Genomic DNA, 14,074 nt, shown 5'->3' with positions numbered 1-14,074 from the left:
CGTCAGCCCTCGCGCCGCACGGCGTCGGGGGACTTGTCGGGCCGCAAGCCCCGCCACCGTGGATGGCGCAGGATTCCGCCCGGTGTGAACTCTCCGTACTCGACCTCTCCGACGAGTTCGGGACGCACCCACAGCGCATCGCGTGCGTCAGCCGGCGGTACTCCCGTGAGCGGGTTCTCGTCGGTGCGCAGCGGGGTGAGGACGCGCAGCAGGTGGGCGAGTGCGGCATCGCTGAAACCCGTGCCGACCCGGCCGGCATACTGCAGGCCGTCGGCGCCGGGGATGCCGAGCAGCAGGGAGCCGAACGTGCCGGCGCGGCCGCCCTTGCCCGGGCGGATCCCCGCGATGACGACCTCCTGCGTCTGTGTGAGCTTGATCTTCAGCCAGGATTCCGAACGGATGCCGCGCCGATACGTCGACGCGGGATCCTTCACGACGATTCCCTCGAGCCGCAGCTGCTCACTCGCATCGAGGGCGGCGTCGACGTCGTCGAAGACGGGCGGCACCGCGATCGCAGGGATCGCCTGTGCCGCGAGCGTCTCGAGGATGCCGCGGCGTTCTCGCAGCGGCAGCCGGGTCACGTCGCGCCCCTCGTGCACGAGCACGTCGAAGAGGTAGTAGCGCACGGGCGTGCGGCGTGCTTCGCGCGCGATGTCACCGGACCGCTCGAGGTTCATGCGGGTCTGCAGCAGCGGAAAGCTCGGGCGCCCGTCGGGCTCGAGCGCGACCAGCTCGCCGTCGACGACGGTGCGGCCACCGCCTAGACCGGCGTCGACGGCGGTGAGCTCGGGATACCGATGCGTCATGTCGTTGCCGCTGCGGGCGACGAGACGCAGGCCGTTGTCGTCTCGCACTCCGACGGCGCGTATGCCGTCCCACTTGACCTCGACCCACGCACCCCACCGTGACGCGGCGGCGCGTGCGATCCCGGGGGTCGCCGGCGCGGAGTGCATGGGGCGCAGGTCGTTCGGCGGGGGCGGCCAGACCGTGTCGGTGGCGGGTGGCTCATGCTCCGATGCCGATGCCGATGCCGATGCCGGTGCCGGTGCCGGCGCCGGTGCCGGCGCCGCGGCCGCGGGCGTCGGTACCGCCGTCCCGGTGGCCGTCGGCGCCGGCGTGCGCGCGGGGGGCGAATCCTCCGCCGACACGCGCTCCGGTTCGCTCTCCGGCGCCGGCCTTCCGGGCATGCGCGGGGGCTCGTCCTCGTCACCCTGGCGGGAGGGTGAGACGGGCGTGGCGTCGGGCTGCGGCCGACCCGCGGCATCCGTCTTCATGCGGTGCAGCAGCCAGCTCGACTTCTCGCCTTCGCCCTCCGTGCGGATGAGCGCGAGACGCACGCGCCCGAGCGGTCCGCCGGGGCGGCCCTGAAGCGTTGCGATGATCTCGTCGTCGCGCCATTTCTCGAGCTCGTAGCGGCCCTCGTCCCAGATCGTGACGGTCCCGCCGCCGTATTCGCCCGCCGGGATCGTTCCCTCGAACGACGCGTAGTCCATCGGGTGGTCCTCGGTCATGATGGCGAGGCTGTTGCGCCGATAGGAGTGCGGAACCCCGCGCGGCACGGCCCAGCTCACGAGCACGCCGTCGCGCTCGAGGCGGAAGTCCCAGTGCAGGCGCGACGCGTGGTGCTCCTGGATGACGAAGACGGGCATGTCGGTGTCGGGCGTCTCGCCGAGCGGATTGGCGGGCACCGGCTCGGGTGTGCGCCCCGCCGTGCGCTTGGAGATGTAGGCCGACAGGGGACCGTGCTCGGCTTCGCGCGCACCGGCGTGGAAACCCAGGGCATCCATCGGGTCGCCGATGCGCTCCATGCGCTCGAGGACCTCGTCGAACGAGAGGTGCCGCAGATCGGGGGCGTCGAGCTCCTCCCACGTGCGCGGTGCCGCGACGGTCGGGTGCGGGCGGCCACGGAGCGAGTACGGAGCGATCGTGGTCTTGGCGCCGTTGTTCTGGCTCCAGTCGATGAGCACCTTGCCGCTGCGTTCGGACCTCTTCATGCTGCTCACGACGAGCTCGGGATGGTCGGCCTCGATCGCGCGAGCCAGTTCGCGGGCGAGGACCGAGGCGGCGTCGGTGGATTGCCCCGCGGGCAGCGCCGCGTAGAGGTGGATGCCCTTGCTGCCGCTCGTCACAGGGTACGGCTCGAGTCCCATGCCGGTCAGGATGCCGCGCGCCCAGCCGGCGACGAGGGCGCATTCGGCGAGACCCACGCCGGGACCCGGGTCGAGGTCGAGCACGAGCCGATCGGCGTCGCCGCGTCCGCCGTCGGGTGCGAAGCGCCACTGCGGCACGTGCAGCTCGAGGCTCGCGACCTGCGCGAGGTAGACGAGCGTGGGCACATCGCCGACGAGCGGGTAGTCCTTGGCTCCGCCCGAATGCTCGATCGGTCGACGCGCGACCCAGGAGGGAGCGCCGCGCTCGAGATCCTTCGCGAAGAAGACCGGCTCGGGATGCTCCTCGGTGCCGACCCCTTCGACCCACCGCTTTCGCGTCACGGGTCTGCCGACGATGTGCGGGAGCAGGAGCGGCGCGATGCGGGTGTAGTAGTCGATCACCTCGCCCTTGGTCGTGCCCGTCTCGGGATACATGATCTTGTCGAGATTGGTCACGCGCAGGCGGCGGCCGTCGATCCGCACGAGCTCACCGGCCGATTTCGCCATGCGCCCATCCTGCCGTGCCTGTCAAGGGGAGCGGCGAGGCTAGCCACGGGGCGTGTGACGGGTGTCTACTGGTGAGATGAGAGCGATCTGGAAGGGTGCGCTGACCTTCGGTCTCGTGAACGTGCCGGTGAAGGTCTACTCCGCGACCGAGGATCACGACGTGTCGCTGCATCAGGTGCACAACAAGGACGGCGGGCGCATCCGGTATCAGCGCGTCTGCGAGATCGACGGCGAGGTCGTGCCGTACCAGGACATCGACAAGGCCTACGACGACGGTGAGAAGACCGTCGTGCTCACGAAAGAGGACTTCGCCTCGCTGCCGTCCGAGCGCAGCCGCGAGATCGACGTCGTCGAGTTCGTGCCGAGCGAGCAGGTGGATCCGCTGCTGTTCGACCGCGCCTACTATCTCGAGCCGGATTCAGCCTCGCCCAAGGCGTACGTGCTGCTGCGCCGCACGCTCGAGCAGACAGACCGCACGGCGATCGTGCAGTTCTCGCTGCGGCAGAAGACCCGGCTCGCGGCGCTGCGCGTGCGCGGCGACGTGCTCGTGCTGCAGACGCTGCTGTGGGCCGACGAGGTGCGCGAGGCTGAGTTCCCGTCGCTCGATGAGAGCGTGCGGATCTCGGCGAAGGAGCTCGAGCTGTCGGCATCCCTCGTGGACAGCTTCGCGAGCGACTTCGCGCCCGAGGACTTCACCGACGACTACCAGCGCGAGCTGCGCACGCTCATCGAAGCCAAGCTCGACAAGGGCGACGCGCTCGACACCGCAGAGGCCTTCGGCGAGAGCGAAGAGGCGGATGCCGGTGGCGAGGTCATCGACCTCATGGACGCGCTGCGGGCCAGCGTCGAACGGTCGCGGGCGGCGCGGAACGGCGGCGGGGCGACGGCGCAGAAGAAGAGCGAGAAGAAGCCCGCGAAGAAGAAGACGGGCGGCAAGAAGAAGGCTTCGTGAGGCCGGTCAGGCCTTCGTGTCGCCCTCGGGCGTCTCGTCGAACACCTCGGGGTCGAGGACGAGCTCCTCGGCTTCGGCCGCGTCGGTCTCGGCGTCGCCGGCCGCAGCGGCCTTGCGGGCCTTGCGTCGCTCGGCGAGGAAGTGCCACAGCACGAAGATCGCGGTGCCCCCGACGGCAAGCAGCAGGATGACGTCGATGTACTCGGCGACGAGGTCACCGACGACGGGGATGTAGCCGATCGCGTAGCCGATCATCGTGAGGCCGAAGCCCCAGATGACGGCGCCGATGAAGTTGTACAGCGAGTAGCGCCGCCACGGCATATGGCCGACGCCGGCGGCGACGGGAGCGAAGGTGCGCACGATCGGCACGAACCGGGCGAGGATGACGGTCAGCCCGCCGTACCGCTCGAAGAACGCGTTGGTGCGCTCGACGTTGCGGCGGCTGAACACGCCTGATTCCTTGCGCTCGAAGACAGCCGGACCGCCCTTGTGCCCGATGAGGTAGCCGACCTCTCCGCCGACGAATGCCGACAGTCCGATCAGGAGCGCGACGACCCAGGCGCTGACGCCGAAGACGCCGTTCTCGGCGCCGGGGATCGGATGCGACAGCAGGCCGGCCATGATGAGCAGCGTGTCGCCGGGCAGCAGAAAGCCCACGAGCAGTCCGGTCTCGGCGAACACGATGAAGCAGACCACCGCCAGTGCCCACGGGCCCGCGGCGGCGATGATCATCGCAGGGTCGAGCCACGGGATCAGGGAGAGGTGCTGCACGAGGGGTCCCGTCGAGGTCGATCTTTCACGGTCGGAAGGGCACGAATGTGCGTGCGGAAGGTGGGACTCGAACCCACACGCCCGGAGGCACAGGAACCTAAATCCTGCGTGTCTACCAGTTCCACCACTCCCGCGAGTGAGATAAGTCTACTGACGCGCGCCGACGTCGCACGGGGTGCTGACCCCCGGATCTCAGTGCTTGATTCCGAAGAGGAAGTAGGTCGCCGGACCGATCCAATTCACGAGGATCGCGGGCACCCAGGCAGGTTTGGGGCCGCGCACCTCGCGCTTGTCGCGGTGTGCCAGATCCCAGAAGGCGAGGAACGCGAAGGCCACCTGCACGATCGCGAGTAACCCGAGCGCACCGCGCGCGGGAAGGGGAAGGTTCTTCTCGACGGACATGGGTTTCCTTTCCCTGGATGTCTCCATCCTGCCTGCCGATCGCCGCCATCACCAGAAGTGCGTGCTGTGGATAACTTCGCCGCGCCGATCGAGCCGCTTGCGAGGATGCTCCGGTGAGTTCCATCGTCGCCCCTGCCGCCCCCGCGGAGCGCGCCGCGCCTGCCGCCGTGCTGGTCGCCGAGCGCGTGCGCGAGCGCTTGCGGCGCGCGCAGAGCGACCCCTCGCGTGACCCGGAGTTCGCCGCGCGCGTCGCGCGAGACGAAGTCCGCCGTCACAACGATTTCGCGCTCGCCCGCGGACTCGTGCCCGTCGACGACGAGGCGGCGTGCGCGCGCGAGGCGCTCGCCGCCGTCGCGGGCTACGGTCCGCTGCAGGCCTATATCGACGACCCGACGGTCGAAGAGCTGTGGGTGAACGCTCCCGACCGCATCTTCGTCGCGCGGGGCGGGGTGTCCGAGCGTGTGCCGCTCGCACTGACCGACACGGTCGTGCGCGACCTCGTCGAGCGGATGCTGCACGCTTCGGGCCGCCGTATCGACCTGTCGCAGCCCTTCGTCGACGCTTCACTGCCGGACGGCAGCCGGCTGCATGTCGTCATCCCGGACATCACACGTCGGCACTGGGCGCTCAATCTGCGGAAGTTCCTGCCCGCGTTCCGCGACCTGGCCGGTCTCGTCGCGTCTGGAGCCCTGCGGCCGGAGGGCGCGCGGCTTCTCACGGATGCGATGCGTGCGGGGCGCAGCATCCTCGTCTCGGGAGCCACGCACGCGGGCAAGACGACCCTGCTCGGCGCGCTGATCGCGGCCTGTCCGCCCGGGCACCGGATCGTCACGGTCGAGGAGACCTTCGAGCTCGCCGTGGACGCTCCCGACCTCGTCGCGCTGCAGGGTCGGCAGCCGAGTCTCGAGGGCACGGGCGAGGTGACGCTGCGACGTCTCGTGAAGGAGGCGCTGCGGATGCGCCCAGACCGGCTCGTCGTCGGCGAGGTGCGCGATGCCGAGGCGCTCGATCTCGTCTTGGCGTTGAACACGGGGGTTCCCGGTACCGCGACGATCCACGCCAATTCGGCGCGCGAGGCGCTCACGAAGCTCGTCGCGCTCCCGCTGCTGGCCGGGCGCAACATCGACGCGGGCTTCGTGATGCCGGCGGTGGCGGGCTCGGTCGACCTCGTCGCGCATTGCGTGCGGGATGCCGGGGGTCGCCGTCGCGTCGCCGAGATCATCGCGCCGACGGGTGTCGAGGGCGGGCTCATCGCCGCGCGGACGCTGTATCGGGCGGACCAGTCATGACCGTCGTGCTCGGTGCGAGCCTCGCGGCCGGGATGCTGCTCGCGCTGTCGCCGTGGCTCTGGCCGGACGGCATCCGTCGATCGCCCGCTGCCGAGAGGACGCGCATCACGCGACTGCTCGAGGAGGCGGGGCTCGGACGGGTCGCCCCGTGGCAGCTCGCGGCGGTGTCGGTGTGCGCGGCATCGCTCGGCGGCGCCGTCGCGTGGCTCGTCGTTCCGGTCGCACCGCTCGCCGTCATCGCCGCGGGAGCGGGCGGGTTCGCGCCGGTCGTGGCGGTGCGCGCGCAGCGGACTCGGCGGCAGCGTTCCCGGCGCCGCCTCTGGCCCGATGTGTGCGATCTGCTCATCGCCTCCGTGCGTGCCGGCATGTCGCTGCCCGACGCCGTCGCGAGCCTCGCGGACTGCGCCCCCATCGAGCTGCGCGCCGGGTTCTCGGCGTACCGGCGCGACCTGGCGGCATCCGGTCACTTCGATTCGAGCGCGCGGCAGCTCAAGGCCGCGCTGGCCGACCCCGTCGCCGACCGCATCGTCGAAACGCTGCGGATGGCCCGCCAGGTCGGCGGCACCGAGCTCGGACCCGTGCTGCGTTCGCTCGCCGCATCGGTGCGCGCCGATGCGGCGCTGCGCGCCGAGGTCGAGGCGCGGCAGTCGTGGATCCGGGGTGCGGCGGTGCTCGGCGTCGCGGCGCCGTGGGTCATTCTGACGCTGCTCGCGATGCGGCCCGAGGGGGCGAGCGCCTACGCGAGCGCGGAAGGCGTCGTGCTCGTGGTCGCGGGAGCCGTCGTCTCGGTCATCGCATACCGGGTGATGCTGCGCATGGGGCGCCTCGCCGAGCCGCGGCGGTGGTTCGCATGAGCGCCGTGACCGATGTCGCCGTCGCCGTCGTCCTGGGCGCGGGTCTCGGCGTCGGAGTGTGCCTGCTCGTCGCCGTCGCCCCGCGCTGGGGAGCGATGTCTCTCGCACAGCGTGTCGGGCCGTATATCCGGGACGTGACCGACCCGCGCGGCACGACCGTGCCGGCGGCGCCGGACCTGTTCGCGCTGTGGCGAGCGGCGCAGATGCGGTTCGCGCGTGCCGTCGGGGGTGCGTCGTCGCTCGAACGGCGGCTGCGGCAGGCGGATTGGGCGATGGATGCCGCGATGTTCCGCGGGCGTCAGCTGACCTGGGGGATCGTCGGTGTCGGCCTCGGCGGCGTGCTCATGGTCGGACTCGCGCTCGTCGGCCGTGCCTCGGCGAGCGCGTGGATCCTGCCGCCCGTGGTCGGGCTCGTCGCCGTCGTCGTGTGCGACGTCGTGCTGACCCGTGCCGCGCGCGCCCGCGTCGCGCGGCTCGAAGAGGAGCTGCCGACCCTGTGGGAATTCCTCGCGCTGTGCCTGTCGGCGGGCGAGGGCATCCTCGATTCGCTCCGACGTGTCGGCGACATCGGTGCGGGGGACATGTCCGCCGAGGTGCGCGGCGTCGTCCTCGCGGTGGGGACGGGGTCGTCGCTGCCGGAATCGCTGGCGCGTCTGTCGGAGCGACTCGACGTGCCCGCGCTCTCACGCGGGGTCGACCATCTCATCGCCGCGATCGAGCGCGGCGCGCCCCTCGCGCATGTGCTGCACGCGCAGGCGCTCGACGCGCGCGAGGACGCCAAGCGCGGCCTGCTCGAACGCGCGGCGCGCAAGGAGATCGTCATGCTCCTGCCGCTCGTCTTCTTGATCCTGCCGCTCAGTGTGATCTTCGCCGTCTTCCCCGGGGTGTTCATGCTCCGACTCGGAATCGGCTGACCCGTAGGAAAGGACTCTCATGCGATACCTCTTCACCCGTGCGCACGCCGCACTGCAGGACCTCCGCGACGACGAGCGCGGCGATGTGCCCGGCTGGGTGCTCATCACCCTCATGACGGCCGGACTACCAGTGTCGACAGTGAGTGGGTAATTCCCGGCCTGACTATACGCCGCGGGGCATCCGGATCCCGAGCAAAGCACCCCCCGGCCAGCACAAATCGAAGACTGACGCGCCTGGCGACGCTCTCCGTCCTCACGAGTGAGCGAGGTCCGGGAGGATCGCGGCCTTCAAGCACACAGAGCGACGTCCTCGGATACGTTATGGCTAGTCAGCGCGAATGCCGGATAGCCAGACTGGGGAGATGGATGCACGTACAAACGAGGTCAATATGGGTGAGCGTCGCGAGCGGTGTCGGCGCTGTTGCTCTCATCGTCGGGCTCAGTGCGTGCAGCGCGGCGAGCAGGTCGGCGACGGCAGAATCCGCCAAGCCGAGTAGCCTCGCCACGCAGACTGCGACGCCAACGCCAACGCCAACGCCACCTACGCTGGACCTCGTCACCTTCAGCCTCGAGTGTCGCTATGAGGATCCGAGCCTCTACGACTGGAAGAAGGTTGGCTCCAGTCCTAGTGACGCGATTGTTCGGCTGAGCTTCGCATCCTTCCGCGATGCGTGGGCAGCCGCCAAGCCATTCGACAGCTGCGAGGCCACGCCTTCTGGAGGTCAGGACTATGGCGCAGAGCAGGTGGCAGCTGCCAAGGCAGCGGGCTATAGCGACCTGAGTCATCTGAAGTACCTCTACGCGCTCTGTGGGGCAACCTCCGGCTTCTACGTGACCAACGGGCCAGTCAGCGATGCGCAGCAGGCCGAGATAGCGGGGATGCTCGTTATTTGTCCCGACTTCCCCGGCGCTGACGCGTTGCGAGCCGCATCGGCTCAAGCGACACAGGCGGAACAGGAACGCGCGGCCGGCACTCGGTTTTGGGGCGCGGGCGTTTACGTCGTCGGTCAGGATGTGCAACCTGGCACCTACCAGGCGAGTGGCTCCATCAAGAATTGTTACTGGGCTCGCCTGGACTCAGCCGGTAACACGATCGACAACAACTTCATCCCTGCAGCGACCCAGGTCCAACTCACGGTAGCAACGTCGGACTATTCATTGGATATCCAGGGTGGTTGCGGCGAATGGGTACGGATCGGATAGCATGTCCGATTTCCGCTAGTCTGCGAGTGTGAACGCGTGACAGGTAGCGGACAGATCGGTATGACAAAAGTGGGCACACGAGGCGACGCGATGCAGAGAGCGGCGCAGGCATGGCACCTTCGCGTGCTCGGCAAGACATGGGCTGAGATCGCCGAAGCGGTCGGCTTCGCCAATGACGCCAACGCGATACGCGCCGTTCGGCGCTTCGTGGGTCGCCTTCCGGAGCCGAGTGCCGACGAGGCGCGCACGGTCTGGCGCGAGCGCATGGAGTACCTCTGGAGCGTTGCCGCCAGGGACGCCGCTGCAGGCCGCCCAGGCGCCCTCAGGGCGGGCGTGGCGGTCGCGGATAGGGCGTCGAAGCTTGACGGCCTAGATGCGCCCCAGCGGTTCGCCGTGACCCCAAACGAGGCTGAGTTGAATCGGCTTGTCGACATGCTGGTGGCGAGAAGCGGCCACGAAGAGATCTCGGATGCTGAGGTGATCGATCTCGACATCGTCCCGGCGATCGAGGCGCTCGAAAGCGACATTCGAGGCTGGGATGATGCCGACGGGGACGACGAGCGCTAGGCGTCGCCGTCCCCGCTTGCAGGTGCTCGGCCTACCCACCGAGACCCCCGTTTGTGACCCATCCCGCGGCGCGGGCGGCCTCAGCCTCCGCCTGGGCGCGTTCGGCTTCGATCGCGGCCCAGACAGCCTCTTGCGCTTCGCGGTGCTCGCGTCGTGCGCGCTCGGCATACTCGTTCCGGATCTGCGGATCCGTGACGGTACTCGGCCATGTCATGCGCGCTCGGTCCTTGATGGCTTCGAGTGCCGCCGGAGCGTATTGCCACGGCTGGTCGGTGCCGCTGTGGTCGTCGCCCGTGAGGTCGATGTATGCCCGGATGCCGAGTCCGTCGCCATGGAATCCTGCCGCGCCCGACAGCGCTTCGAGCGCGCAGCGGCGTCGGCTGTCGCGATCAGTCGGCTTCCCTCGGCTTTCCCAGACAGCAGCGCACGCGCGGCAGAGGGGCGCGTCGCTGCCGTCGGCCCATGTCTCGGGCGATGATCGCCAGCCGATCGACTTCGAGACGCCGCACCAGGCGCACGCTCCGTTGACGCATCGTCGCGGCTCATGTTGGGCTCGTACGCGATCGATCGCCTTCCGCAGCACTTCGCGGTCGGCATCCGTGACGTGAGCCCACGGGCGCGGCTTCTTCGCTCGGTGCTGCACGTCCGCGTGGATCGGGTCAGGGTGACGCCGCTCGATGAGCAGCGATCTCCGCAGCGAGCCGAGCGCGGCGCCCGCGATCTCGTACGGCAACGGTTCGTTGCCGAGGATCTCGGCGACGATTCCGCTGGTCGTGGCGCAGCCATCATGCCTGCGGCGCCAGCCGCAGAGGGCGGGCAGGTTGTTGATCGCACGCTCGCTGTCGACGTGGTCGAACACAGATCGCTCTCCCTGGGGCGCCCATGAATTCACGTTCGCAGCGATTCCTTCCCCCTCGTTGACGACGGCGCCGCACGCACCACAAAGAGCGCGTGGAAGGCGTGCGCGACGCTCGTCGTCTGCGGCTAGTAGTGCGCGGGCTCGCTCTCGAACGGCTTGGCGTTCAGTGGGCACGTTCGGTTCCTTCCTTGCGGTCGCGGTCCTGGCGAGCGCGCTCGCGGCGAGCATCGAGGCGCTCGCCCTCGACAGGCACGGCGCCGAATCCGGTCAACCGGCTCGCGATCGACCCCGCCAGGTAGAAAGTGGTCGGGCCTTGGGAGAGGCGAACCGCCCAGCCACCGGCCACACCCTGATCGAGGGCTCGCTCCGCAATCTCCACGTCCACGCTTAGGAGATCGGCTAGGGCCTCTGCCGTCCACGCATCGACACCGGCGTCCGTGTCGCGGTTCTGGTTCGTCGTCTCGTTCATCGCTTCCTCTTCTTTCTGCTTGAGCCCTTGCGGGCAGGTAGCCGATCGCGGGTTGGCGGCCGGTAGGTCACTGGGTCGGGCGGCTGAATCTCAGTGATTTCGCCCCCACCTAGCCGGGAGTACAACTCACGAGATCCGCACGTAAGTCGCACGACACGACCGGCACGCACCTCGGACTCGAGCAGCCGGAACGCCTGCAGGTGCGTAATCCCCGCGGCGTCGGCCAGCGCGTGGAACGTCCACCCGACAAGGTGTTGCGTCTCGGTAGTCATCGTCCGCGCCTGATCTCGCGAGCCTCGTCGAGCCATTGGCCGGCCCACACTTCCCTGACCTGGACGCCTGCGGCGGCGAGAGCCTCGCGCACACTGATTGGAGTTGCCCGGCTCGGGTCGAGCCGACTGAGCACGAGTTTCAGCACGGAATCGAGACTCGTGCGGAGACCCTCGACGGCGTTGGGCGCGGGCGGCGGGGCAGGGGTGGGGTTCATGCGATGTCTCCTACGAGGCTGCAGATGGCAGCCGTTGCCGCCGGGTCGAGATACGCGGTCATTCGCCGAGGGGGATGCCCGACGATGCAACGGGTCGCGTGGATAAGTTCGCCGCGCGACTCATGTGTGACGCCAGCAACCGCGCCGCAGCCCGGGCAATGGCCGGTGAGGTTCGCGAGCACTCGGCGGCGCATGATCGCGGTGTAGATTCCCGGTGCGTCCTCGGTGAGCGTCTCGATCACGCACGCGACCGGCCCGAGTGACCAGATCGAGATGCCGCCCTCGTGGCGGACCTCGACGAGATCGTCGACTGTGGCGCTCCGATTGGCCTCGAACGCGTTCGATGTAGCGGCTTTCAGCCTGGCGATTGTCATGCGCTCACCTCCACGCCAGACGACGACCTGCCCCGACCTGCCCCGACCTGCCCCGGGGGGAGGTCAATGACCTGCCCTCCTACCCCCGTCCCTAGACGGGGGGAGGTCAGAATGCCGATTGGGGGATGACCTTCCCCGATCGACGGGGGTAGGTCGCCCTCCCGGTATGGCTGCACGAGCGAGTGACAGCGGGCATTGCGCGAGCCGATCGAGATAGTGACGTTGCCCCTGTCCACAAGGGCGGCGATCGCGCGCGCCGCGTATCTCTTGTTGCCGCCAATGGCGGAGATGAGCCGAGCACCTGTGAGCGGCTCGATCGAGTCTTCGAGCGCACGTGATGCTCGCTCCATGAGCGTCGTCGGCTCAAATGCTCCCGAGATCGTCGCGACGGCATCCGGGGCGGCGAGCGTGAGACGCACGGTGCCGCCCTCGGGAGTGACATGCAGCAGAGCGACCTTCTGCCCGCGCGCATACGTGCCGTGCCGGTCCTTGGCAGTTACCAGCTTGGCGGCGCCTGCCTTCTCCCGCGAGAACGCACTCACGATCTCCTGCAGGTACTGAGCGCCGTCGATGGCGGCCCGCTTGCGCTGAGAGCCGATCGGCCATAGATCGTCGGCTGAGGACTTTGGCATGTGGTCGAGGATGAGCACGGCCGGCCCCGTGGCGGCGATCCGCTTTGGCGCCTCGCGGAACCATGCCGCGATCTCTTCGTCAGCGTTCGGATTCGCCCCCTCCAGCGAGAGCGATTCGCCGGTCGAGTCGATCACCACGAGAGCGGCATCCATCTTCTGGAGCGACGAGAGGAAGCGATCCGCGCCGACGTGGAAGCGGCTCTCAGGGTGGTGGTAGTGGAAGCGTTCCACGATGTGTCGCGGCTCCACTCCGAGCGCCAGCAGCCGCCCCACGATGTCGGCAGCGGAGTCCTCCAGGTCGACGTAGGCGACATGGCGGCCGTCGGCGAGCAGTTGCGCGGCGGCGAGTAGCGCAGTCCAGGACTTGCCTGCGCCCGAGTCCCCGTGGATGCCGTTGACCTTGCCCGGATAGAGCAGCGCTTGACCGTCTTCGCGCGTCAAGATCGACGGCGCGGCGGTCTCGACCGTCCCGTCGAGCAGTCCCGCGACGAGGTCCTCGAGCGGGATCTCGCCCCAATCCTCGCCCGCCTCGACAGTTGGTACGAGATCCTCGACGAGATCGTCGAGACTGCCGCCCGCGACGTAGAGGTCGGCGCTGTCCAGCAGCCCGCTCGCATCTCCGAACGTCGGCGGGGTACGCCAAACCTTGACTTCGGCGGCAACCCCGTCCAGCCGCGCCACCAGGGCGCGCAGCGCCCTTTCTCCAGGCTCGTCGGCGTCCGGGCAGATCACGACGGTACGGCCCGCGAGCGGGGAGAGGTCCACCTTGCCGACTCCGCCAGACCCGCCAGGCCATGTCGCCGCGCAGGTCGCCCCCATCCTCACGAGCGCATCCGCCGCCTTCTCGCCCTCGGCGAGCAGCACGACGGCAGATTCTGCGATCGGCCTCGATCCCTCTGGAATCCAGAGGGCCGTCGTCGTGGGCGTTCTTGTCTGCGAGATCCGTTTACCTTGCGGCGTCCGCGTCCGGGTGACGAAATGACCGGCGCCGTAGTTATACCGCGCGCGGCCGTCTGCATCGAACAGCTCCGCGAGCTGCAGCCCGAGCGCGTCGGCGATCTCGGCTTCGGAGCATGCCTGCGACCAGCAGCGCACGAGCACGCCCTGGTCGCCGCGAGCAACCGACAGGTTCAGATCGTCGCCGCCGTGCGCGGGGCACTGCGCTCGCGCCCTGTCGCGGCCGTGGGTTCGCATCTTCCAGCCGCCCGCGCTGAGCGCGGCTGTAACGCGCTCATACGCGGCGGATCGAGTCATGCGATCACCTCGCGCTCGTTGGCGTCTACAGCGGCTTCGGGCGGCTCGTGCGCAGCAGTCCGCGCACGCTCGCGGGCGGCATCACGAGCCTGCTGGATCTCGGTTTGCGCTCGGTAGAATCGATCGAGGCGGGTCATGCTGCACTGCCGCGGAGTCGGGCGGCGAGCGCCTCGGCTTGCTCATCGCTGAGCGCGGGAGCGTCCGCGAGTGCGCGGTCGATGGCGGCGGCGATGTTCGCGGCGGCGAGATCTCGGCGGGCCGTGGTCAGCGCCGGGTCAGTCCGGGAGCGTGACCGGGAGAGCGCGGCGACCTTCGCACGCGCGGGCATCGTGTCGGGTATTGACAAGGAACGCCTCCAACGGGGAGCGGAGGGCATTGCCCTCGCACGTT

General features: G+C 69.3%; 17 protein-coding genes and 1 tRNA gene. 7 read left to right on the top strand and 11 right to left on the bottom strand.

Annotation, left to right across the window (positions count from 1 at the left end):
- Positions 1-2 precede the first annotated feature (2 nt).
- Positions 3-2,657, bottom strand: coding sequence for an ATP-dependent DNA ligase (locus ACWIBS_RS00450; protein WP_376127801.1), 2,655 nt, complete (start codon positions 2,655-2,657; stop codon positions 3-5).
- Positions 2,658-2,733: 76 nt separating this feature from the next.
- Between ACWIBS_RS00450 and ku the strand changes: the two genes are divergently transcribed.
- Entirely contained in the window at positions 2,734-3,609 is an 876-nt protein-coding gene (gene ku / locus ACWIBS_RS00445) for a non-homologous end joining protein Ku (protein WP_376127803.1), read from the top strand.
- Between the two features lie 6 nt (positions 3,610-3,615).
- Here ku and ACWIBS_RS00440 read toward each other — a convergent pair whose 3' ends face one another.
- The 3 genes from ACWIBS_RS00440 to ACWIBS_RS00430 all read right to left on the bottom strand — a co-directional run bounded on the left by ACWIBS_RS00440 (position 3,616) and on the right by ACWIBS_RS00430 (position 4,782).
- On the bottom strand, positions 3,616-4,341 hold the full coding sequence (locus ACWIBS_RS00440; protein ID WP_376127960.1) for a DedA family protein: 726 nt from the start codon (positions 4,339-4,341) through the stop codon (positions 3,616-3,618).
- 91 nt (positions 4,342-4,432) lie between these two features.
- Positions 4,433-4,514: transfer RNA gene (locus tag ACWIBS_RS00435), tRNA-Leu, on the bottom strand.
- 58 nt (positions 4,515-4,572) lie between these two features.
- Positions 4,573-4,782: a PLDc N-terminal domain-containing protein gene (locus ACWIBS_RS00430; protein ID WP_376127805.1), complete on the bottom strand. Its 210-nt coding sequence runs from the start codon at positions 4,780-4,782 to the stop codon at positions 4,573-4,575.
- A gap of 113 nt (positions 4,783-4,895) precedes the next feature.
- Between ACWIBS_RS00430 and ACWIBS_RS00425 the strand changes: the two genes are divergently transcribed.
- From ACWIBS_RS00425 to ACWIBS_RS00400, 6 genes are all read left to right on the top strand, one after another.
- Positions 4,896-6,071, top strand: coding sequence for a CpaF family protein (locus ACWIBS_RS00425; RefSeq protein ID WP_376127806.1), 1,176 nt, complete (start codon positions 4,896-4,898; stop codon positions 6,069-6,071).
- Entirely contained in the window at positions 6,068-6,925 is an 858-nt protein-coding gene (locus tag ACWIBS_RS00420; RefSeq protein ID WP_376127808.1) for a type II secretion system F family protein, read from the top strand. The genes ACWIBS_RS00425 and ACWIBS_RS00420 overlap by 4 nt, the downstream gene beginning before the upstream one ends.
- Positions 6,922-7,839, top strand: coding sequence for a type II secretion system F family protein (locus ACWIBS_RS00415; protein WP_376127810.1), 918 nt, complete (start codon positions 6,922-6,924; stop codon positions 7,837-7,839). Before ACWIBS_RS00420 ends, ACWIBS_RS00415 begins: the two co-directional genes overlap by 4 nt.
- A gap of 19 nt (positions 7,840-7,858) precedes the next feature.
- Positions 7,859-7,990: a hypothetical protein gene (locus tag ACWIBS_RS00410; protein ID WP_376127812.1), complete on the top strand. Its 132-nt coding sequence runs from the start codon at positions 7,859-7,861 to the stop codon at positions 7,988-7,990.
- 242 nt (positions 7,991-8,232) lie between these two features.
- Complete coding sequence (locus ACWIBS_RS00405; RefSeq protein ID WP_376127814.1) at positions 8,233-9,042, top strand: hypothetical protein; 810 nt, start codon at positions 8,233-8,235, stop codon at positions 9,040-9,042.
- A 36-nt stretch (positions 9,043-9,078) separates the two neighbouring features.
- Positions 9,079-9,609 (top strand): hypothetical protein, encoded by a 531-nt coding sequence (locus tag ACWIBS_RS00400; protein ID WP_376127815.1) that lies wholly within the window; start codon positions 9,079-9,081, stop codon positions 9,607-9,609.
- 31 nt (positions 9,610-9,640) lie between these two features.
- Here the strand turns inward: ACWIBS_RS00400 and ACWIBS_RS00395 are convergent, their stop codons facing one another.
- The 7 genes from ACWIBS_RS00395 to ACWIBS_RS00365 form a co-directional block, all read right to left on the bottom strand.
- Entirely contained in the window at positions 9,641-10,468 is an 828-nt protein-coding gene (locus ACWIBS_RS00395; RefSeq protein ID WP_376127817.1) for a hypothetical protein, read from the bottom strand.
- A gap of 163 nt (positions 10,469-10,631) precedes the next feature.
- Positions 10,632-10,937 carry a hypothetical protein gene (locus ACWIBS_RS00390; RefSeq protein ID WP_376127819.1) on the bottom strand — a complete coding sequence of 102 codons (306 nt, stop codon included), beginning with the start codon at positions 10,935-10,937 and terminating at the stop codon, positions 10,632-10,634.
- A gap of 268 nt (positions 10,938-11,205) precedes the next feature.
- On the bottom strand, positions 11,206-11,424 hold the full coding sequence (locus ACWIBS_RS00385; protein ID WP_376127821.1) for a hypothetical protein: 219 nt from the start codon (positions 11,422-11,424) through the stop codon (positions 11,206-11,208).
- Positions 11,421-11,798 carry a hypothetical protein gene (locus ACWIBS_RS00380; protein ID WP_376127823.1) on the bottom strand — a complete coding sequence of 126 codons (378 nt, stop codon included), beginning with the start codon at positions 11,796-11,798 and terminating at the stop codon, positions 11,421-11,423. Before ACWIBS_RS00380 ends, ACWIBS_RS00385 begins: the two co-directional genes overlap by 4 nt.
- Positions 11,795-13,684, bottom strand: coding sequence for an AAA family ATPase (locus tag ACWIBS_RS00375; protein WP_376127825.1), 1,890 nt, complete (start codon positions 13,682-13,684; stop codon positions 11,795-11,797). The genes ACWIBS_RS00380 and ACWIBS_RS00375 overlap by 4 nt, the downstream gene beginning before the upstream one ends.
- The gene (locus ACWIBS_RS00370; protein ID WP_376127827.1) at positions 13,681-13,821 is read right to left on the bottom strand and encodes a hypothetical protein; all 141 of its coding nucleotides are present in this window, start codon (positions 13,819-13,821) and stop codon (positions 13,681-13,683) included. The genes ACWIBS_RS00375 and ACWIBS_RS00370 overlap by 4 nt, the downstream gene beginning before the upstream one ends.
- Positions 13,818-14,030, bottom strand: a complete 213-nt coding sequence (locus ACWIBS_RS00365) for a hypothetical protein (RefSeq protein WP_376127828.1) — start codon at positions 14,028-14,030, stop codon at positions 13,818-13,820. The genes ACWIBS_RS00370 and ACWIBS_RS00365 overlap by 4 nt, the downstream gene beginning before the upstream one ends.
- Positions 14,031-14,074 lie beyond the last annotated feature (44 nt).

It is taken from the genome of Microbacterium sp. NPDC055442, from assembly GCF_053644215.1.
This window is presented reverse-complemented; position numbering and strand designations above follow the sequence as displayed.

What these genes read in the sequence shown, in the direction of transcription:
- ACWIBS_RS00450 (WP_376127801.1), bottom strand. Translation starts at nt 2,657, where the DNA reads ATGGCGAAATCGGCCGGTGAGCTCGTGCGGATCGACGGCCGCCGCCTG.
- ku (WP_376127803.1), top strand. Translation starts at nt 2,734, where the DNA reads ATGAGAGCGATCTGGAAGGGTGCGCTGACCTTCGGTCTCGTGAACGTG.
- ACWIBS_RS00440 (WP_376127960.1), bottom strand. Translation starts at nt 4,341, where the DNA reads ATGATCATCGCCGCCGCGGGCCCGTGGGCACTGGCGGTGGTCTGCTTC.
- ACWIBS_RS00430 (WP_376127805.1), bottom strand. Translation starts at nt 4,782, where the DNA reads ATGTCCGTCGAGAAGAACCTTCCCCTTCCCGCGCGCGGTGCGCTCGGG.
- ACWIBS_RS00420 (WP_376127808.1), top strand. Translation starts at nt 6,068, where the DNA reads ATGACCGTCGTGCTCGGTGCGAGCCTCGCGGCCGGGATGCTGCTCGCG.
- ACWIBS_RS00415 (WP_376127810.1), top strand. Translation starts at nt 6,922, where the DNA reads ATGAGCGCCGTGACCGATGTCGCCGTCGCCGTCGTCCTGGGCGCGGGT.
- ACWIBS_RS00410 (WP_376127812.1), top strand. Translation starts at nt 7,859, where the DNA reads ATGCGATACCTCTTCACCCGTGCGCACGCCGCACTGCAGGACCTCCGC.
- ACWIBS_RS00390 (WP_376127819.1), bottom strand. Translation starts at nt 10,937, where the DNA reads ATGAACGAGACGACGAACCAGAACCGCGACACGGACGCCGGTGTCGAT.
- ACWIBS_RS00385 (WP_376127821.1), bottom strand. Translation starts at nt 11,424, where the DNA reads ATGAACCCCACCCCTGCCCCGCCGCCCGCGCCCAACGCCGTCGAGGGT.
- ACWIBS_RS00380 (WP_376127823.1), bottom strand. Translation starts at nt 11,798, where the DNA reads ATGACAATCGCCAGGCTGAAAGCCGCTACATCGAACGCGTTCGAGGCC.
- ACWIBS_RS00375 (WP_376127825.1), bottom strand. Translation starts at nt 13,684, where the DNA reads ATGACTCGATCCGCCGCGTATGAGCGCGTTACAGCCGCGCTCAGCGCG.
- ACWIBS_RS00370 (WP_376127827.1), bottom strand. Translation starts at nt 13,821, where the DNA reads ATGACCCGCCTCGATCGATTCTACCGAGCGCAAACCGAGATCCAGCAG.